The organism is Saccharopolyspora cebuensis (genome assembly GCF_039542665.1).
In the GTDB taxonomy this organism is placed as follows: domain Bacteria; phylum Actinomycetota; class Actinomycetes; order Mycobacteriales; family Pseudonocardiaceae; genus Saccharopolyspora; species Saccharopolyspora cebuensis.
Map to the genome: position 1 here is coordinate 138,899 of NZ_BAABII010000004.1, position 18,580 is coordinate 157,478.

The 18,580-nt window shown below is 70.6% G+C and carries 15 protein-coding genes and 1 tRNA gene; 10 read left to right on the forward strand and 6 right to left on the reverse strand.

Features of this window, described 5'->3' with window-relative positions; translation table 11 throughout:
- Window positions 1–140 precede the first annotated feature (140 nt).
- Window positions 141–2,429, forward strand: a complete 2,289-nt coding sequence (locus tag ABD976_RS07225; protein ID WP_369775023.1) for a penicillin-binding protein — start codon at window positions 141–143, stop codon at window positions 2,427–2,429.
- A gap of 222 nt (window positions 2,430–2,651) precedes the next feature.
- Window positions 2,652–3,428 (forward strand): siderophore-interacting protein, encoded by a 777-nt coding sequence (locus tag ABD976_RS07230; RefSeq protein WP_345360583.1) that lies wholly within the window; start codon window positions 2,652–2,654, stop codon window positions 3,426–3,428.
- A 148-nt stretch (window positions 3,429–3,576) separates the two neighbouring features.
- Here the strand turns inward: ABD976_RS07230 and ABD976_RS07235 are convergent, their stop codons facing one another.
- Entirely contained in the window at window positions 3,577–4,047 is a 471-nt protein-coding gene (locus ABD976_RS07235; RefSeq protein WP_345359190.1) for a GatB/YqeY domain-containing protein, read from the reverse strand.
- 64 nt (window positions 4,048–4,111) lie between these two features.
- Here ABD976_RS07235 and ABD976_RS07240 point away from each other — a divergent pair, with 64 nt between their 5' ends.
- From ABD976_RS07240 to ABD976_RS07250, 3 genes are all read left to right on the forward strand, one after another.
- Entirely contained in the window at window positions 4,112–5,074 is a 963-nt protein-coding gene (locus ABD976_RS07240; RefSeq protein WP_345359193.1) for a metallophosphoesterase, read from the forward strand.
- A 50-nt stretch (window positions 5,075–5,124) separates the two neighbouring features.
- Window positions 5,125–5,198: transfer RNA gene (locus tag ABD976_RS07245), tRNA-Pro, on the forward strand.
- 218 nt (window positions 5,199–5,416) lie between these two features.
- The gene (locus ABD976_RS07250; protein ID WP_345359197.1) at window positions 5,417–5,920 is read left to right on the forward strand and encodes a formylglycine-generating enzyme family protein; all 504 of its coding nucleotides are present in this window, start codon (window positions 5,417–5,419) and stop codon (window positions 5,918–5,920) included.
- Window positions 5,921–6,030: 110 nt separating this feature from the next.
- On the opposite strand, the gene ABD976_RS07255 is transcribed toward ABD976_RS07250, so the two are convergent.
- Complete coding sequence (locus ABD976_RS07255) at window positions 6,031–6,249, reverse strand: hypothetical protein (protein ID WP_345359200.1); 219 nt, start codon at window positions 6,247–6,249, stop codon at window positions 6,031–6,033.
- A 186-nt stretch (window positions 6,250–6,435) separates the two neighbouring features.
- Here ABD976_RS07255 and ABD976_RS07260 point away from each other — a divergent pair, with 186 nt between their 5' ends.
- Entirely contained in the window at window positions 6,436–6,780 is a 345-nt protein-coding gene (locus ABD976_RS07260) for a hypothetical protein (RefSeq protein ID WP_345359203.1), read from the forward strand.
- 1 nt (window position 6,781) lies between these two features.
- Window positions 6,782–10,042: a P-loop domain-containing protein gene (locus ABD976_RS07265; RefSeq protein WP_345359206.1), complete on the forward strand. Its 3,261-nt coding sequence runs from the start codon at window positions 6,782–6,784 to the stop codon at window positions 10,040–10,042.
- Window positions 10,043–10,423: 381 nt separating this feature from the next.
- On the opposite strand, the gene ABD976_RS07270 is transcribed toward ABD976_RS07265, so the two are convergent.
- Both ABD976_RS07270 and ABD976_RS07275 read right to left on the reverse strand, forming a co-directional pair.
- Complete coding sequence (locus ABD976_RS07270) at window positions 10,424–11,017, reverse strand: dihydrofolate reductase family protein (protein WP_345359209.1); 594 nt, start codon at window positions 11,015–11,017, stop codon at window positions 10,424–10,426.
- Between the two features lie 293 nt (window positions 11,018–11,310).
- A complete protein-coding gene (locus ABD976_RS07275) occupies window positions 11,311–12,171 on the reverse strand; it encodes a mechanosensitive ion channel family protein (protein WP_345359212.1) in 861 nt (286 codons plus the stop codon).
- 245 nt (window positions 12,172–12,416) lie between these two features.
- Here ABD976_RS07275 and ABD976_RS07280 point away from each other — a divergent pair, with 245 nt between their 5' ends.
- Both ABD976_RS07280 and ABD976_RS07285 read left to right on the forward strand, forming a co-directional pair.
- Window positions 12,417–12,623 carry a hypothetical protein gene (locus tag ABD976_RS07280; RefSeq protein ID WP_345359215.1) on the forward strand — a complete coding sequence of 69 codons (207 nt, stop codon included), beginning with the start codon at window positions 12,417–12,419 and terminating at the stop codon, window positions 12,621–12,623.
- Between the two features lie 81 nt (window positions 12,624–12,704).
- Window positions 12,705–14,543 (forward strand): S9 family peptidase, encoded by a 1,839-nt coding sequence (locus ABD976_RS07285; protein WP_425570074.1) that lies wholly within the window; start codon window positions 12,705–12,707, stop codon window positions 14,541–14,543.
- A gap of 7 nt (window positions 14,544–14,550) precedes the next feature.
- Here the strand turns inward: ABD976_RS07285 and ABD976_RS07290 are convergent, their stop codons facing one another.
- Together ABD976_RS07290 and ABD976_RS07295 are read right to left on the reverse strand one after the other, a co-directional pair.
- Window positions 14,551–15,108, reverse strand: coding sequence for a TetR/AcrR family transcriptional regulator (locus ABD976_RS07290; RefSeq protein WP_345359221.1), 558 nt, complete (start codon window positions 15,106–15,108; stop codon window positions 14,551–14,553).
- A complete protein-coding gene (locus ABD976_RS07295) occupies window positions 15,105–15,428 on the reverse strand; it encodes a DMT family transporter (RefSeq protein ID WP_345359224.1) in 324 nt (107 codons plus the stop codon). Before ABD976_RS07295 ends, ABD976_RS07290 begins: the two co-directional genes overlap by 4 nt.
- A gap of 251 nt (window positions 15,429–15,679) precedes the next feature.
- Between ABD976_RS07295 and ABD976_RS07300 the strand changes: the two genes are divergently transcribed.
- A complete protein-coding gene (locus tag ABD976_RS07300; RefSeq protein ID WP_345359227.1) occupies window positions 15,680–18,580 on the forward strand; it encodes an FAD-binding and (Fe-S)-binding domain-containing protein in 2,901 nt (966 codons plus the stop codon).

Here is an 18,580-nt window from a genome sequence, read left to right on the forward strand (position 1 = left end):
GACCTCATCACATCGGGCGGTTCTCCGGCGTGACGCAGCGTCACCTTCCGACCCCGATTTACGCTGACGAGGTGCGTGTCCGGGACGGCTTGCTGAAGCTATTCGGCCTATGTGTGCTGGCTGGCGTCTTGGTCGCGGGAATGCTGTTCCCGGCCGTGGGATCACTCGGCGTGGTCTCCAACCGCGCCAGCGACGCCGTCAACAGCATCTCCGCGGATCTCATGACGCAGGAACCACCGCTTGTGACGACCGTCACAGATCGGGAGGGGAGCCCGATCGCCTACCTGTACGAGCAGGACCGGACGCCCGCCGCGCCGGACCAGATCTCCGATGCGATGAAGGCCGCGATCGTGGCCATCGAGGACCGCCGGTTCTTCGACCACCACGGCGTCGACTGGGCCGGGACGATGCGGGCGCTGGCCACCAACCAGATGGCCGGCGAGATCTCGCAGGGCGGGTCCACGCTGACCCAGCAGTACGTGAAGAACTACCTGGTGCACGTCACCTCGGGCGGCGACCCGGTCAAGCAGGCCCAGGCGATCGAGCAGACGCACGCCCGCAAGCTCCGCGAGATCCGGATCGCGCTGCAGATCGAGAAGCAGCTCGCCAAGCCGGAGATCATGGCGCGCTACCTCAACGTGGTGCCCTACGGCAACCAGGCCTACGGCATCGCGGCGGCGGCGCGCACCTACTTCGGCACCACGCCGGACCAGCTCACCATCGCGCAGTCGGCGCTGCTGGCGGGCATGGTCAACAGCCCCAGCGCGCTGGACCCCAAGGAGAACCCGCAGGAGGCGCTGGAACGCCGGGACCTGGTCATCCAGGCGATGCTCGACCAGCACCGGATCACCCCGGAGGCGGCCGAGGACGCCCGCAACGCACCGCTGGGGCTGGCGGAGCCGCTGAACAAGATCCCCAACGGCTGCGTCGGCGCCGGACCGACCGACGGGTTCTTCTGCCGCTACGTCATCGACTACCTGGAAGCCGCCGGATTCTCCGAGGAGCAGCTCAAGACCGGCGGCTACACCATCCGCACCACGCTGGACCCGGAGGCGACCCAGGCGGCCAAGCAGGCCGCCGAGCGGCACGTGCCGAAGAAGACCGAGGGCATCGCCAACGTGATGAGCGTGGTCGAGCCGGGCGACGAGAAGCACCGGGTCCGCGCCCTGGTCGCCAACCGGGACTTCGGGCTCAACCCCGAGGAGGGCCAGACGGCGTACCCGCTGCCCAGCGGGGTGGCGAAGTTCGGCGCCGGGTCGATCTACAAGGTGTTCACCGCCGCGGCGGCGCTGGAGGAGGGGATGGGCATCTACGACACCATCCCGTCCCCGCCGAGCTACACCTCGTCGGTCTACAAGAACGGCGTCGCGCCCTACACCGTCGGCAACGCCGAAGGCGTCGCCCCGGGGCCGCGCACCCTGCAGCAGGCGCTGGCCACCTCGCCGAACACCGCGTTCGTCGCGCTCCAGGAGAAGGCGGGGCTGGCCGACACGGTCGACATGGCGGTCCGGCTCGGGATGCGGCAGACCCTGCTGGGCTCCAACGCCTCCGGCGAGGCGCTCTCGCCCGGCGGCTCGAACGGGCCGTCGCAGGCGCAGCTGGTCAAGGACCGCAACATCGGCGCCTTCACCCTCGGCTACGCGCCGACCAGCCCGCTGGAGCTGAGCAACGTGATGGCCACCCTGCTCAGCGGCGGGGTGTGGTGCCCGCCCACGCCGATCGAGCAGATCACCGACCGCAACGGCAACCCGGTGTCGATCACCGAGGAGCCGTGCGAGCAGGCGGTGGACGAGGGGCTGGCCGACGCGATGGCGGTCGGCATGAGCCAGGACGACGATCCCGGCGGCACCGCGCACCAGGCCGCCAGCGGAGCCGGGTGGAGCCGGCCCCTGGCCGCCAAGACGGGGACCACCGAGGCGCACCAGTCCGCGGGCTTCCTCGGCGGCACGCCGCAGTTCGCCGCCTCGGTGCTGACCTTCAGCGACGGTCCCCGGCCGCAGGGCATCTGCGACACCACGCCGCCCTCGCTGTGCGGGGCCAACGGCGGCAACATCTACGGCGGCAAGGTGCCCGCGCGGACCTTCTTCGACGCGATGAAGGCCATCCACGAGGGGCTGCCGGTGGAGCAGCTCCCCGACGTGAGCCAGCGCTACGCCAGCGGCGGCAACGAGAAGCAGGTCCCCAACGTCGTCGGGATGGAGCGGGGCGAGGCGGTCGAGCGGCTGCGCCAGGACGGCTACCAGGTCGAGGAGCGCTCGGTGAACTCCCAGCGCAGCCAGGGCACCGTCACCAGCCAGACCCCGCGCGGGGCGTTGCCGCACGGCGGGTTGGTGACGATCTCGGTGAGCACCGGTTACGTGCCCAACCCCGCACCGGTCGAACCACCGCCCCCGCCGCCGGGACGACCACCGGGGGACGGACCTCCCTGACGCACCGACGGCTCGGCGCCCGCACCCGCTGCGGGCGCCGAGCCGCGTCCGAGGCACTGCCCGGGGGACTTTCAACGTGCGGCGGGGTCCCAGCGGTCTCCTCCGCGACGCCGCGCACCGGGCGGGCACGTCGCCGAGCGCGGCGGGCGGACCGCCGAGGTCCCGCCACCGCCACGCTGGCCATGGGCGGTAGAGGTCCTAAACTCCGTGGTCGTGACGTCCATGCGGCCCCCCACCCGGCGCGGCCGGTCCCGCTACCGGCTGCTCGACGTGGTGCGCGTCGAGCGGATCACCCCGCGCTCCGTCCGGGTGACGCTCGGCGGGGAGGAACTCGCCGACTTCGAGAGCAACGGCAGCGACCAGCGGATCAAGCTCTGCCTGCCGGAGCCGGGGCGGCCGGTGCCGCTGGGCCGCAGCCGGGCGGAGGTGTTCGCGCTGCCCCGCGAGCAGCAACCCAAGCAGCGGACCTACACGGTGCGCCGGTTCGACCCGGCGCGGCGGCTGCTCGACGTCGACCTGGTGGTGCACGACCACGACGGCCCCGGTGCGGCCTGGGCGCGCGAGGTGGCGCCCGGCCAGCAGATCGTCACCGTGGGCCCCAGCCCGGCGTACCGGCCGTCGCCGGACGCCGATCCGCTGGTGCTGGCCGGGGACGAGACGGCGCTGCCCGCGATGGCGGCGATCCTGGAGGAGCTGCCCGCCGGGGCGCCGGTGCGGGTGTTCGCCGAGGTCGCCGACGCCGCCGAGGAGCAGCCGATCGACTCGGCCGCCGAGGTCACCTGGACCTGGCTGCACCGCGACGGGGTCGCGCCCGGCGAGAGCGCGCTGCTGGCCGAGGCGGTCGAGAGCGCCGACCTCGGCCCGTCGCCGCACCTCTGGCTCGGCGCGGAGGCCGACGTGGTGCACCGGATCCGCGAGCACTGCCAGCACGCCCTGGGCCTGGACCGCCGGAGCCTCTACGCCCTGGCCTACTGGCGACGCGGCCGAGCCGAAGCCTGACCCCGAACGCACCACCGCTCCCGCGCAGCGGCCCAGGGCCTCCGAAAGCGAGCCGTTCACCCCAACGAGGACTGAGTGAGGGGCACCCTTGTCCAAGTAACTTGGGCAAGGGTGCCCCTCACTCACTTCCCGAACGGGTGATGGGCGGTCAGCTCGCGAGCTCGGCCTTGACCGCGGCGGCGACCCGGCCGCCCTCGGCCCGGCCCGCGACCTTGGCGTTGACGGCCTTCATGACCTGGCCCATCTGCTTCATCCCGGGGCGCTCGCCGAGTTCGGCGGTCACCTCGCCGACGGTGTCGCGGACCAGCGTCGCGAGCTCGGCGTCGTCGAGCTGGGCGGGCAGGTAGCGCCGCAGGATCTCCGCCTCGCCGCGCTCGGCCTCGGCCTGCTCGGTGCGACCCGCGGCGGCGAACGCCTCGGCGGATTCGTCGCGCTTCTTCGCCTCCTTGCTCAGGACGCGCTGGATCTCCTCGTCGGTGAGCTCGCGCGCCTCCTTGCCCGCCACCTCCTCGGTGCCGACGGCGGCCAGCGCCATCCGCAGAACGCCGGTGACGACGGTGTCGCGCTGCTTCATCGCGCTGTTGAGATCCGCGCGGAGGGTGTCCTTGAGCTCGGCCATGCCCGGATTATCCCGCGCGGGGCGACGCGGCGGGAGGCCGGGATCTCGCCGTAGGGTGGGTGGGGTGAACAAGCTTGGGCGGACTTTGCTGGCCACCGGCGCGCTGGGCGCCGGAGCGCTGGGCTACGCGGTGGGGATCGAACGCACGCACTGGACGTTGCGGCAGGCCGCCCTGCCGGTGCTGGCCGACGGGGCGCGTCCGCTGCGCGTGCTGCACATCTCGGACCTGCACATGACGCCGAACCAGCGTTCGAAGCAGCGCTGGGTGGCCGCGCTCGACGAGCTGGAGCCCGACTTGGTGGTCAACACCGGCGACAACCTCGCGCACCCGCAGGCGGTCCCGGCGGCGCTGCGGGCGATGGGGCCGCTGCTGGACCGGCCGGGCGTGTTCATCTTCGGCAGCAACGACTACTACGGCCCCAAGCCGAAGAACCCGGCGCGCTACCTGCTGCCCTCGGCCAAGACCAAGCGGATCCACGGCGATCCGCTGCCGTGGCGGGACCTGCGCGCGGCGATGACCGAGCGCGGCTGGCACGACGCCACCCACCAGCACCTGGAACTCGACGTCGCCGGGGTGCCGGTGCACGTCGCCGGGGTCGACGACCCGCACCTCCAGCGGGACCGCTACGACCTCATCGCGGGCGGCACCTCGCCGGACGCGCAGCTCCGGCTCGGCCTCACCCACTCCCCGGAGCCCCGGGTGCTGGACCTGTTCGCCGCCGACGGCTACGACCTGGTGCTGGCCGGCCACACCCACGGCGGGCAGCTCCGCGTCCCCGGCTACGGCGCGCTGGTCACCAACTGCGAGCTCGACCGCCCGCGCGCCCGCGGCGCCTCCTCCTGGGGCGAGCACCTGCGCCTGCACGTCTCGGCGGGCCTGGGCACCTCCCCCTACGCCCCGGCGCGCTTCGCCTGCCCGCCGGAGGCGACGCTGCTGACCCTGCTCCCCCGCACCGCCGATCCCGCCGCCACCAGCGAGGACGCCGCAACGGGGGCCCCGTTCCGCACCGCTGGACGCATCCGCTAAGCTTTCTCCCGGCGGTCGGACGAGCACCCGAGATGTTCACCGCCGGAAGACGGGGTGTGGCGCAGTTTGGGAGCGCGCTTCGTTCGGGTCGAAGAGGTCGTGGGTTCAAATCCCGCCACCCCGACAGGTGAACGGCCTGGTCAGGGCTCCAGCAGGAGTCCCGACCAGGCCGTTTTCTCGTGCCCGGACCGCTTCCTGGGAGACGATCTCTCTCCCCCCCCCGCTCGCTCCTTCAGGAGTTCGTCCAGGACGGGCACCGAAGACAACCTCCGCGACATGGTGAGCCGGGCAGAGCCAACGACCCGGTGTGGCTTCCGCCGTACTACGTCGACGTGCACCCCGGTGAGCAATGCCGACTACGCGCGCTTCGTCGCGGCAACCGGACACGCGGCGCCGCAGCACTGGGTGGACGGGCAGTCCCGGCCGGAGTTGGCGCAGCACCCGGTGGTGTTCGTGACGTCGAAGGACGCCTGCGCCTCGTGGGCAGGCAAGCAAGTTCCAACGGCGCAGCAGTGGGAGAAGGCCGCACGCGGCACGCGCCGCAACGTCTTCCCATGGGGTGATCAACGGACTCCGGCGAAGTGCAACGTGCAGGAGAACGGCGTGGGCGCGACGACTCCGGTGGGGCGGTATCAGAGCGGGGTCAGTCCGTACGGCGTGTACGACCTGTGCGGCAGAATCGACTCCCGGTCGCCGGGAGCTGAAGGGCGGGGCGTGGACGAGCCCGTTCGACCGGTGCGCGCCGCCGTCGTTCAACGACGCGGCCGAGCCACCATGTGCGACGACGACACCGGCCTTCGCTGCGCTGTCCCGGCCGACGAGCTGAGGAAGCTCCTCGGCCACTGACCCGACACAACGGCACAGGCATTCCCGGCCGCTAAAAGGCTCTGTGCGCGTTCGGTGCGGCGATGGCGACCCGTGGCGGGGGGCGTGCGTGTGTGTCGGCACAGGGCGTCTCACGCGTCGCTGAGATCGCCGAGGAGCGCCGTTGCCGCCCCGGGCAGACGTCGGGTAGGGGCGCGCGCCTCGTCGTAGCGGCGCTTGTCGGCGAAGCACCACCGCTCGAACTCCTCGTAGCAGCCGAAGCAAGCCGCTTCGACCGTCCGCGTCGGCTGGGCATCGCGAACTTCGCCCGTCAGCCGCCGCGTGTACGCCACCTTGTCGTAGACGTCCACCCGCTCACCACGCGGCCACACGTAGGTCCAGCCGCCCACGGGCACCGCGGATGCCGGAACATCATGATCAGCTGTCCACGTCGGTCGACACCTGAAATGCCAGCGTGCAAGGTCGCCAGATCCCATCCACCCCCTGTGGATCAGGACTTCTCCCCCGCCCCGCCCTTTCCGGCATAATCCAAGGTCATGTTGCTGTCCGTGCGGACCTTGTTACTCGTTGGCGCTGCGGCCATCGTGGCCGCGGTCGTTTCAGCTGTGCTGCTGCGGGGGATGGAGTTCGGGAGCTGGGTTGCCGGCTCGATCGGTGCGCTCTCGATCGCCTCTGGCTTGGTGGTGCGGGCATTGGGCGCCGCACAGTCCGGTGGTGGTGGGGATCCTCGAGACCGGATTGAGCAGAAGCATGTGAAGGCTCGGGGGCGGATCGTCGGAAAGTCCGGCGGCGCTGGGGAGGGTGACAGGATTCGACAGGCGCGTCTCGACGCCGGTGGGGACGTGATCGGCAAGCAAGCCAGCGCAGACGCGGACAGCTGAGATGGCACGTTCCGGAGGTCGCGCGTCTGAAGGCCAGCAAAAGATCACGCAGAAACACATCCATGCCGACGGCGACGTCATCGGCTATCAAGAGATCCACGCCCCGGTAACGCAGGTCAACGTCATACATGCCGATGGTCGCCTGTTAGCGGACTGGTCGGCCCGCTCGGCTTACCTCGAACACGTACGTGCACTGGCGCCCGACAGCTTGGAGGAGCGGGAAGAAGAACTGGCAACTCTAGCCGGGTTCTGTACCTCCGTAGCGACCGAAGGCGGCTACCTTTGGTGGTGGGCGGATGCCTGGTCGGGCAAGTCAGCCCTGCTGTCATGGTTTGTCTTGCATCCACCTCCTGGGGCTCACGTGCTGTCGTTCTTCGTCACGTCCAGCCTGCCCCACCAGAACAACCGCCATAGCTTCGTGGAGAACGTTATTGACCAACTCCACGACATGGTGGATGAACCTCGGCCTGCCAGCTTGACCGACACCATGCGGGAAGCGCACTTTCGGAAGCTCCTCACCACTGTCGCCGACCGTGTTCGCCAACGTGGTGGGCATTTCACCTTGGTGGTCGACGGCTTGGACGAGGATCGCGGTGTAGACGGCGCGGCTGACGCGCACAGCATTGCCGCCTTGCTCCCCAGCACCGGCGTCCGCGTCGTTGTGGCCAGTCGTTCGCTCCCGGACCTGCCCGACGATGTGCCGCCTGATCACCCGCTGCGCAAATCGGCAGTGGTCAAAAACCTATCTCCGTCCCCGAGGGCCGCAGCTGTGCGCGACACGATGATCAGAGACCTGAAACGGCTGCTCAGTGGCACAATTGTCCAGCAAGACCTGCTCGGTTTCATATCGGCGGCAGGTGGTGGCCTGTCCACGCGGGATCTCGCCGAACTCACAGGCACCTCGGAATGGCAGGTGGAGGACGACCTCCGCACAACGGCAGGGCGCAGTTTCACACGGCGACCTGGCGACCCTCCGGTTTACGTCATGGCGCATGCGGAGCTGTTGGGGCTGGCCACCGAGATGCTCGGCCCGCGATTGGATTCTTATCGTCAACGTCTCCATGCGTGGGCTGACACCTACCGCTCACGCCAATGGCCGTCGAACACTCCACGCTATCTGCTCGACGGTTATACAGCCACGCTCACGGCGACCGCCGATCTGCCCCGCCTGCTCACGTATGTGACCGATCCTCGGAGACAGGACCTTGTTTCGGCCTCGACCGGCCATGACGACGCCGCACTAGTGGAGATCAAGGCCGCTCAAGGACTGCTGTTGCGCCAGAATCAGCCAAACCTCGTGGCTTTGGTCAGGCTCGCCGTGCACCGGACGAACCTGTACCTGCGCAACGACTGGATACCGACTAATCTCCCATCCAGTTGGGTTGAGGTCGGCGAATTCGATCGCGCTGAATCCCTTGTGGCCGCAATCGGTGATCTCGTCAAACGTGCCCGCGCGTTAACGTCGACGGCAGAAGCACTTCACCACGAGGGTGAGCAGCGGAGAGCAGCCGGACTTTTGGACGAGGCCGAAGATCTCGCGAATTCCTTCAATCAATTCTGGGGCGCGTGGCCACTCGCCGAACTCGCCGAAGCCGCGACACGGATCGGCGACCATGAGCGGGCCAGGCGTGCCGTTAATGCCATCAAACACGCACACGAGCGTGCCGCGGCTTGCGCATCACTCACGCTTATAGCGTTCGGCACCGACAGGCATGATGAAGCCGAGCGGTGGTACCTCGAAGCCGAGGAGGCGCTCAGCGAGAAGGACGGCCTCCATGACGTGACCGTCCTCGCCTGGGTGGCGGCGGCGGCCGGGAAACTAGGTTTCTCGTCGAAGGCGGCGGCGTTCGTCGACCGCCTTCTCAACGACCTCCCGCAGGGTGTCGATAGATGGGGGTACAAAGCCAAGGCTGCCGAAAAGCTCGCAGCCAGTGGCCTGACTGACGCAGCGTGCGCGGTGTCCGCCACGATCATCGATGTCGACTTCCGGGAGGACAGCCTGCTCGGTGTGACAAGAGCCGTCGCACGTCGGGATCTCGACGAGGCGGAGGAACTGGCGCGGTCTGCGAGCGATGATAGGTACCTATGCGCGCGGCTCGCGGGTGTTGCGTTCGAAGTGGTCCGCAGTGGCGATCAGTCCCGCGCCGACCGGTTGCTCGCCGAGATCGAAGAGCTGCGAGCGGAGGCCCCACAAGATCAGTGGCGGTGGTTCAGCATCGTGGCGACCGCCGTTGCCCACGGGCACATGGGGGCCGTCGAACGCGCGGAATCAGCAGTCCACCGCGACATATTGCCCTCGGGCCGCGTCAACGGGGCACTGTCAGTCGCAGCCGCTCTCGTTCGGTGGGGCGATCGAGAGCGGGCATCACGTCTTATCGAGTTGGCCGAAGAAAGGGCCCAAACCGAATCGGCCGGCATCGACGCAAGACGCCTCCTTCGGTGGGTGGGCGTCATGGTCGACTTCCGGGAATTCGAGCGGGCCGAGCAGTTGGTCCAAACGTTTCCGAGCGACGAGGTCCGGTCGGCGGGTATGGCGATTATCGCCGAGGGGCTCCTCGTTGACGGAGCGGTCGAGCACGCGGAACTCGCCTTGCAGTCGATCGCAGACCCACGCGTGCAACGACGACCACGACTCGAGCTACTCCGCGTGCTGCTGGCACAGGGGAACGACAGGCGAGCGGTCGAGCTCGCCAGAACAGCCGTGACGCCGCAACACCGCGCCGAGTCGCTTACCTTCGTCGCGGGAACGACCCGAAGACCGGACCTGCTCGACGAGGTCGTGGACATCGCGGAAGACGTCACCGACCACAAAACGCACATGACGCTCCTGGCGACCGCGCTCCGAACCGCGGCGAACCTAGGCGACCGCAGCCGGGCGAAAGCACTGTGGCAACGGATGCAAGCAGCTGGCACGCACACTGGGCAACAAACGCAAGACGGTGGTTCCCTTTCCCTGCCACGCATGCCTGATCGACTGCGCACTCTGACTGAAGTCGTAGATACTGTGGATAGCTGGGTTCGGCCTCGAATTTCCCATTCCGAAGACCCGCGGGTGTCGGCCGTAAGTGGTGCTCCCCCGTTATGGTGGCCAGGAAAAGGGCTCTCGAGGCGCGTTGAGGTCGCGTACGATCTCGTGACGAACCATTGGTTCGACAGAGTCGAAGACCTTGTCAAGATCGAATCGGGAGCTTTCGAAGCAATCGTGTCGGAACTGGACCGACTCGGCAGCCGGGCCAGTTTCCGCCCGCGCGACCACAGATAGACAATGCCAGACCCCTAACCCTGAAGACATGGACATGGTTTATTGCCCCCGACAGAGCTACATGGGGTTCATTCCACTACCGTCGCGATCGGCCTCGGTACTCGGTGAGTGACCGACTGGGTAACAACCGGCCCTGTCAGGAGTGGACTCCTGTGGACGTTCCCCGGACAGCGGATGCAGGTCATCACGGTCGGCTGTTCATTTCGATCGACCGCGCCGAAATGGGCCTGGTCAGAGCCTCCACGCGGAGGTTCCGACCAGGCCCTCAGTCGTTCTCCGGGTGCACGCGGTCAGTGGACGGGCATCGGGGCCGCGCCGTCGTCTCCGCCGCCCTCGTCGCCAGCATCGCGGTGATCTTGTCCGCGGGCCGGTGATGCGTGGTCACGTGCCTCGGGGCGTGAGCACGGTGGGGCGGTATTCGACCAGTTGAATGCGCCCGTCGAAGGTTCGGTTGTCGATCATTTCGAGGGCGACGTCCGGGTAGCCGTCGTAGATGCGCTCGGCCCCCGTGGCGCCGGTGATCACCGGGAACACGACCACGCGGAAGCGATCGACGAGTCCGGCTGCTAGCAGCGACCGGGACAGGCTGACGCTGCCGATCGTGCTCAGCAGGCCCGAGCCGTTCTCCTTCATCGCCCGGACGGCCTCGACCGCACCGTCGCGCACGAGCCGGGTGTTGGCCCAGGTGAGCGGCTCCGCCAGCGAGGCCGAGAAGACCACCTTCGGCGCTCGGGCGAGTTCGTCGAGGGAGGACCCCTCGTCATCGGAGAGCTCCTCCGGGTCCCATGGCCCCTGGCCGGCGGCGAAGCCCGAGAAGAGCCGGTAGGTGTTCGCTCCCATCAGGTACGTGACCTCGGGCTGCTCGCCGAGCCAACCGAGGTACTCGGGCCCTTCCAGCCCCCACCACCCTGGCCATCCCTCAGCCGACGCGCAGCCGTCGAGGGAGGTGATGAAGTCGACGAGGAGTTCGGACATGGTCCTGACCTTTCCGTTGCTGTTCGGCGGCGAAGCGTCATGGCCGCGGTACCGGGTTGGACGGGCGGGAAGGTCGGAACTCATCGCTGCCGCGGACACCGACGACCGCGCGGCGCCGGGGGATGGAGCAGGCGCCCAGGTCGCAGAGCACGCCATCGCCAGCGTGGTGGGCCACGAGCGCCGCGTCCGGTTCTTCGCCGGGGCCGAAGAGTCGTGGGCCAGCAGGCAGCGGGCCTGGTCGGAGCCTCCGCGGGGAGGTGCCGACCAGGCCCTCGGTCGTTCGCGCTGAGCCGTCAGGTGGAGCCGGAGCCGCGGCCGTGTTCGGCGGGGGTGCGGCCGGTGTCCGCCTCGGCTCGCGTGCGGCGCTGGTCCTGCTCGGGGATCCCGCCTTCCTGCGGGGAGGTGCGCTGCGCGGCCTCGTCCTCGGCCCGTTCGCGCCCGGCCCGCATGTCGCGCTTGACGGTCTCCTGCTCCTGCTGCGCCCGGCGGTAACCGGAGTTGATCAGGTCCGCCGCGGCCTCCCGGCCACCGAGCCCGAAGGCCAGCGCCGAACCCAGGGCGAGCGCACCGATGAGTGCGACGTAGGTGATCGTCACGATCGTCGGCGCGATCTGCAGCTGGGTGAGGATCATGAACACGGCGATGGCCATCACCAGGGTCGGCGCGGCGGTGCGCACCACCCGGCCGGTGGGGGTGTCGCCCATCGTCCGGTGCGCCACGCCGCCGACCGCACCGGCCACGGCCGCGGCCACCAGGAAGATCAGCAGTGCCGCGACGACCCGGGGCAGGTAGCCCAGCACGGTGTTCATGAACCCGGTGAGCGCCGGGATCCCCAACGTGCCGATCGCCGAGGAGACCACGAAGACCATGATCACCGCGAAGACCACGGTGCCGACCAGGCGGGCCGGGCTGCCGCGCGGGCTGAACCGCTCGACGTAGTGCCCGCCCTGGCTCGACGTCATCCGCTCGTCGAGCCGGAACTTGTTCAGCAACTTGGTCAGACCGGCCTTGATCAGTCGTGCGACGACGTAGCCGATCAGCAGGACCAGCAGCGCGCCGATGATCTGGGGCAGGTAGTTGAGGAGCTGGGTGAAAGCGCTCTGCAAGCCTTGCAGCACGTTGAACCCTCCGCCCGGCTGCTGTGCGAGAAACATGGGTCGCTCTCCGCTCTACAACGGGTTTCCCCTGGTCGGATAGGCCTTCCCGGGTGTCCGCGCCGGTAAACGACCGTCCGTGCCCGCGTGACCACGCATCGCGTCCGACCGCCTCGGCGCCGGAGGGGGACGGCGTTGGGCCGGTGCGGTGATCATCAGCACGGGCTGTGGTGCCCCGGTCGCGTGCAGTGGTAGTCATGCCTCGACGGGCGGTTTGTCCGGACGATCACGACATGAGGAGCACGATGAGCGACATCGCTTCCAAGGTGGACGCGGCCTACGAGGGCAAGAGCCTCGCCGACCTCGCGGATGCCCCGGTGGAGGCACTGCAGGGGGTCAGCGCCGGCGACGCCCAGCACCTCAAGGACGCCTTCGGCATCCGGACCATCCGCGACCTCGGCACCAACAAGTACTTCCTGTGGGCGCAGGCGATGACCCGCCTCGCCGACTGATCGACGCGCGGGAGGGCCCGGTCCGCTGCGGCGGGCCGGGCCCTCGGTCGTGCTCCCGGCGGATCGGGCAGGATCGGGGTGGTGAGCACCTATCCTGAGGCGCAGGTCCCCGAGAAGCTGTTCGACGACCCGGAGCGGGAAGCCCGGTGGCGCGCGCGGTTCAGCGCGCCTCGGGTGTCGTTGCCCGACTGGGCCCGGGACGCCCCGCAGCGCAGCCTGTACGTCTCCAACGCCAGCGGGACCTGGGAGATCTACGCCTGGGACCGGGACACCGGCGCGCGGCGGCAGGTCACCGACCGTCCGCAGGGGACGTTCCACGGCACGGTGTCCGCCGACGGCGAGCGGATCTGGTGGTTCAACGACACCGACGGCGACGAGTTCGGGAGCTGGGTGGCGCAGCCCTTCGCCGAGGGCGGCACCGCCGAGGACGCCGTGCCGGGCACGCACCCCGGCTACCCGGCGGGTCTGGAGCTCGGCTCGTCGGTGGTGGCGCTGGGCATGTCCACCGACGACGGCGTGACGGTGTGGGTCCGCGACGGCGGCTCGCCCCGCGTGGTGTACCAGCACGAGCAGGACGGCGGGCTGTCCGCGATGTCGTGGGACGAGTCGCTGCTGGCGATCTCGCACTCCGAGCACGGCGACTCCCGCCACCCCGCGCTGCGGGTGCTGCGGCTGGACGGCTCGCCCGTCGCCGAGAAGTGGGACGGGCCGGGCAAGGGGCTCGACGCGCTGGAGTTCGCGCCGGTCACCGGCGACCCCCGGCTGCTGGTGCTGCACGAGCGCCGCGGCCGCGAGGAGCTGCTGATCTGGGACGTGCTGGCCGACACCGAGTCCGAGATCGACCTGGACCTGCCGGGCGAGCTCTCCGCCGACTGGTACCCGGACGGCCGGGCGCTGCTCGTCGCGCACACCCACCACGCGCGCACCGAGCTGTTCCGCTACGACCTGACCACCGGTGAGCTCGCGCCGCTGCCGACCCCGCCGGGCACCGTCGTCGGCGCTTCCGTCCGCCCGGACCGCGCGGTGGAGTACGCGTGGTCGTCGGCGGCGACCCCCTCGCTGGTGCGCACCCTGCCGGAATCCGGCGAGGACGCGGTGCTGCTGACCCCGCCCGGGGACCGCGCGCCCGGATCGTCGCCGGTCACCGACGCCTTCGTCGAGATCCCGCACGGCCCGAACGACACCGTGCACGCGCTGATCGCCCGGCCCGAGGGCGCCGGCGAGGGACCGCTGCCCACCGTGTTCAACCTGCACGGCGGACCGCACGCCGCCGACGAGGACCGGTTCTCGTCCTACCGCGCCGCCTGGCTGGACGCCGGGTTCGCCGTCGTCGAGATCAACTACCGGGGCTCCACCGGTTACGGCTCGGCCTGGCGGGACGCGATCGAGGGGCGTCCGGGGCTCACCGAGCTGGAGGACGTCGCGCTGGTGCACGACTGGGCGATCCGCGAAGGGCTGACCACGCCGGAGCTGAGCGTGGTGGCGGGCGCGAGCTGGGGCGGTTACCTCGCGTTGCTCGCGCTGGGCACCCAGCCGCAGCGGTGGGCGGGCGGCGTCGCGGGCGTGCCGGTGGCCGACTACGTCAGCGCCTACGCCGACGAGATGGAGCCGCTGCGGGCCTACGACCGGGCGCTGTTCGGCGGTGCCCCGGACGACGTGCCGGACGTCTACCGGTCGTCCTCGCCGATCACCTACGTCGACGAGGTCCGGGCTCCGGTGCTGGTGCTGGCCGGGGACAACGACCCGCGCTGCCCGATCCAGCAGGTCCTGAACTACCTGGACCGGCTGGAGCAGCGGCGGATCCCGTTCGAGTTCTACCGCTACGACGCCGGGCACGGTTCGCTGGTGATCTCCGAGACGCTGCGCCAGGTGGCCGCCGAGATCCACTTCGCCCGCCGCGCGGTGGGCCTGATCGACTGAGGTCCGCTCACTCCGGCAGGTGCAGCGCGTGCCGCAGCACGGCGCGGATCCGCTCGAAGCCGATCGGTTCCTCGTCGAGCAGCACGCGCGCGCAGATCCCGTCGGCCGCCGCGACCACCGCGTCGACCGTCACCGGATCGTCGGTGCGGGTGCGCGCGGCCTCGGCGACCTGCTCGCGCCAGTGCCCGGCCAGCGGGCGCAGCGCCGGGCGGCGGCTCGCCATCAGGGTGAGCTCCCGCTCGGCCAGCGCCCGCTGCCTGCCCGGCCCCCCGGCCGCCGCGATCAGCTCGGCAATCCCGTCGATCGGGTCGCGACCGCCGTCGCGCAGCGCGGCGAGCTGGTCGGCGTACTCCTGGGCGGCGGCGGACAGCGCCGCGACCAGCAGGTCGTCCAGCGTCGCGAAGTAGTAGACCGCCGAACTCGCCGCGACATCCGCCTCCCGGGCGACGGTCCGGTGGGTGACGCCGGCGACCCCGTCGCGCTCCACCACGGCCAGCGTCGCGGCGATGATCGCCTCCCGCCGCTGCCTGCCGCGCTCGCGGCGTCCGTCGGCCTGCCCGCTCAATGCTGACCTCCCATTTCCAGCGCCAGCACGCCGCCGACGACCAGGACGATCCCGGCGACCTGCACCCACGTCAGGGAATCACCCAGGAACACCGCGCCGACCAGCGCCACCGCCGTGACGCCCAGCGCGGCCCAGATGCCGTAGGCGACGCCGATGCCCATGCCGCGCTCCAGCACCAGCGACAGCAGGTAGTAGGCGCCCAGCACGCCGAGGACGGCCAGCGCGGTCGGGACCAGCCGGGTGAAACCCGCGGAGAAGCGGGTGGCGATCGCCCCCACCACCTCGGCGAGGATCGCGCCGAGCAGCAGCACGTACACCATGCGGTACCTCCTGGGGTCGAGTGAAGTTCGAACGATAGTTCAATTAGAACTATGGTTCAAGAATCTCGACGTGCGGCATCCGACCGCCACCGGATCGGCGCGGATGCGTGCGAGCCCCGACGGCCTGCAGGGATGCGCCCCGGAGCCACCCCGGGGAGCAGGTCTGTGTCGACGGTCACACCCGTTCGGGCGCTCTAACATGTTACAAATCCCCTGCCCGTGAGCATCGACACAAGAGGGAGGGCGGGCGCGTGACCACTGTGGCCGGTACCGGGAGTCGAGGCACCGCGTACCCGCACATCGTGGAGCAGCTGCGCACCGACCGGGGAACGCTCGGCAGCTACGTCTCCGACGCCTCGATCTTCCGCCGCATCCCGGAAGCCGTCTTCGAGCCGCGCTCCCTCGACGAGGTGCGCGATGCCCTCGCCCTGGCCCGCGAGAAGGGCTGGCCGGTCACCGTCCGCGGCGGCGGCACCTCGGTCGCGGGCAACGCGATCGGCGAGGGACTCGTCATCGACACCTCCCGGCACTTCAACCAGGTCCTCGCCATCGACGCCGAGGCGCGCACCGCGCGCATCCAGCCGGGCGTCCTCTGCGACGCGCTCCGCGCGGCGGCCGCCCCGCACGGCCTCACCTACGGACCCGACCCCTCGACCCACAGCCGCTGCACCGTCGGCGGCATGATCGCCAACAACGCCTGCGGCTCCCACTCCCTGGCCTGGGGAACGGCTGCGGCCAACGTCGTCGAGCTCACCGTGCTGCGCGCGGACGGCGCGCTGGTCACGCTCGGCAAGGGCGGCACGAGCGATCCCGATCTCGACGCCGAGCTGCTCCGGCTCCGGGACGACAACCTCGCCCTGCTGCGCACGGGGCTCAGCCGCTTCCCCCGCCAGGTGTCCGGCTACGGCCTCCACCACCTGCTGCCCGAGCACGGCTTCGACACCGCCAAGGCGTTCGCCGGCTCGGAGGGGACGCTGGGCATCATCGTCGAAGCCCTCGTGCGCCTGGTCCCCGTGCCGGGGGCGACGGCGCTGGCGGTGCTCGCGTTCCCCGAGGTCTTCGACGCCGCGGCCGCCGCCCCGCTCTCCCGCCGCCCGGGGGTGACCACGTCCGAAGGCATGGGCGGCGACCTGCTCGACACCCTGCGGACCAGCCAGGGACCCGCCGCCGGTGACCTCCTCCCGGGCGGTGCGGGCGATCCCCGCCCGGCGGGCGGCTGGCTCTACTGCGAGACCACCGGCGAGACCGCCGAGGAGGCCCGCGCCCGCGCCGAGGAGCTGCGCGCCGAATTCAGCTCCCACCCCGAACACCGCACCGTCGACGCCGTCGTGGTCGACGACCCCGACGAGATGCGGCAGTTGTGGCGGATTCGCGAAGCCGCCGCCGGTCTCGTCACCCGGCTTCCCGACGGCGGTGCGGCCTGGCCGAGCTGGGAGGACTCCGCCGTCCCACCCGAGCGGCTCGCCGACTACCTCCGCGACCTCTACCGGCTGCTCGACGAGCACGGTCTGCGCGGCATCCCGTTCGGGCACTTCGGCGAGGGCTGCGTGCACATCCGCATCTCCTTCGACCTCGGCAGCGATGCGGGACTGCGGACCTTCCGCTCCTTCATGGAGGAGGCCGCCGAGACGGTCGCCCGCCACGGCGGTTCGCTCTCCGGCGAGCACGGCGACGGCCGCGCCCGCTCGGAACTGCTCCCCCGCATGTACTCCCCGGCGATGCTGCGCGCGTTCGCGCACGTCAAGAGCATCTTCGACCCCTCGGGCACGCTGAATCCCGGGGTGCTCGTCGACCCCGACCCCGTCGACCGCGGCATCCGGCCCGCGCCGGGGCAGCGGCACCGGGAGTTCGTCCCGCTCCACGCCCTCAGCCGCGATCGCGGTTCCGTGGTCGACGCCGTCAACCGCTGCGTGGGGGTGGGCCTGTGCCGGTCCGATGACGGGGCGATGTGCCCGTCCTTCCAGATCACCCGCGACGAGGTGCACTCGACCCGCGGCCGGGCGCGCATCCTCTCCGAGTTGTTCCGCGGCGAGCTCTACCCCGAGGGCACCGGCTCCGAGGAGGTCAAGGACGCCCTCGACCTGTGCCTGTCCTGCCGGGCGTGCGCCTCCGAGTGCCCCGTCAACGTCGACATGGCCACGTACAAGGCCGAGTTCCTCCACCAGCACCACAAGACCCGCCGCAGGCCGATGGCGCACTACTCGATGGGGTGGCTACCGCTGACGAGCAGGCTGCTGCACGCCGTGCCGGGAGCGGCCCGGCTGGTCAACGCCGCCCTCGCGATCAAGCCGGTGGAGAAGGCGGCGATGAAGCTCGGCGGCGTCGACCCCAGCCGGTCGATGGTCCGCTTCTCGCGCCGCAGCTTCCAGTCGAGGGCGAAGTCGACCGGGCGGCAGCGGTCCGAGCGGCCGAGCCGCGGCCGGGTCGTGCTCTGGCCCGATTCCTTCACCAACCACCTGGACAGCGACATCGCGGCAGCGGCCCACGCGGTGCTCGCCGCGCTCGGCTACGAGGTCGTCGTCCCCGGGGGGTTCGTCTGCTGCGGATTGACCTGGCACTCGACCGGCCAGCTGACGATGGCGCAGCGGGTCATCGGACGGACGCTCGGTGTCCTGGAGCACCACCTCGACGGCACGACCCCGGTCGTCGTCCTGGAGCCCTCGTGCGCCGCGATGCTCGCGGACGAGGCACCGGAGCTCCTCCCGGCGGACCCGCGCACCGCTCGGCTCGCAGCGCAGGTCGTCACGCTCGGCGACGTCGTCGCCCAGCACACCGACGACGCCGACTGGCCCTTCGCCGAACTGGAGATCCCCGCGCTCTCCCAGGTGCACTGCCACGAACGCTCCCGCCGGGGGCACGGCGGGACGGAGGCCGTGCTGGCGCGCCTGGGCGTCGCCGAGGCGCAGGTCGAGACCGGTTGCTGCGGCCTGGCGGGCAACTGGGGCTTCGAACCCGGCCACGCCGATCTCTCCCGCGAGCTCGGCGAACGGGAGCTGCTCCCCCGCATCCGCGAACTCGACGGGGCGGCCGCCGTCCTCGCCGACGGCTACTCCTGCCGCACCCAGATCCGCGAGGGGCTGGCCGGTTCCGAGCACGAAGGCAGGCAGGGCCTGCACCTGGCGCAGCTCCTGCACAAGGCCCTGCGGGCCTGA

Bases quoted from the DNA above. Each gene is read 5' to 3' on its own strand.
- ABD976_RS07225 (WP_369775023.1), top strand. From the start codon at position 141: ATGCTGTTCCCGGCCGTGGGATCACTCGGCGTGGTCTCCAACCGCGCC.
- ABD976_RS07230 (WP_345360583.1), top strand. From the start codon at position 2,652: ATGCGGCCCCCCACCCGGCGCGGCCGGTCCCGCTACCGGCTGCTCGAC.
- ABD976_RS07265 (WP_345359206.1), top strand. From the start codon at position 6,782: ATGGCACGTTCCGGAGGTCGCGCGTCTGAAGGCCAGCAAAAGATCACG.
- ABD976_RS07270 (WP_345359209.1), bottom strand. From the start codon at position 11,017: ATGTCCGAACTCCTCGTCGACTTCATCACCTCCCTCGACGGCTGCGCG.
- ABD976_RS07295 (WP_345359224.1), bottom strand. From the start codon at position 15,428: ATGGTGTACGTGCTGCTGCTCGGCGCGATCCTCGCCGAGGTGGTGGGG.
- ABD976_RS07280 (WP_345359215.1), top strand. From the start codon at position 12,417: ATGAGCGACATCGCTTCCAAGGTGGACGCGGCCTACGAGGGCAAGAGC.
- ABD976_RS07235 (WP_345359190.1), bottom strand. From the start codon at position 4,047: ATGGCCGAGCTCAAGGACACCCTCCGCGCGGATCTCAACAGCGCGATG.
- ABD976_RS07275 (WP_345359212.1), bottom strand. From the start codon at position 12,171: ATGTTTCTCGCACAGCAGCCGGGCGGAGGGTTCAACGTGCTGCAAGGC.
- ABD976_RS07260 (WP_345359203.1), top strand. From the start codon at position 6,436: ATGTTGCTGTCCGTGCGGACCTTGTTACTCGTTGGCGCTGCGGCCATC.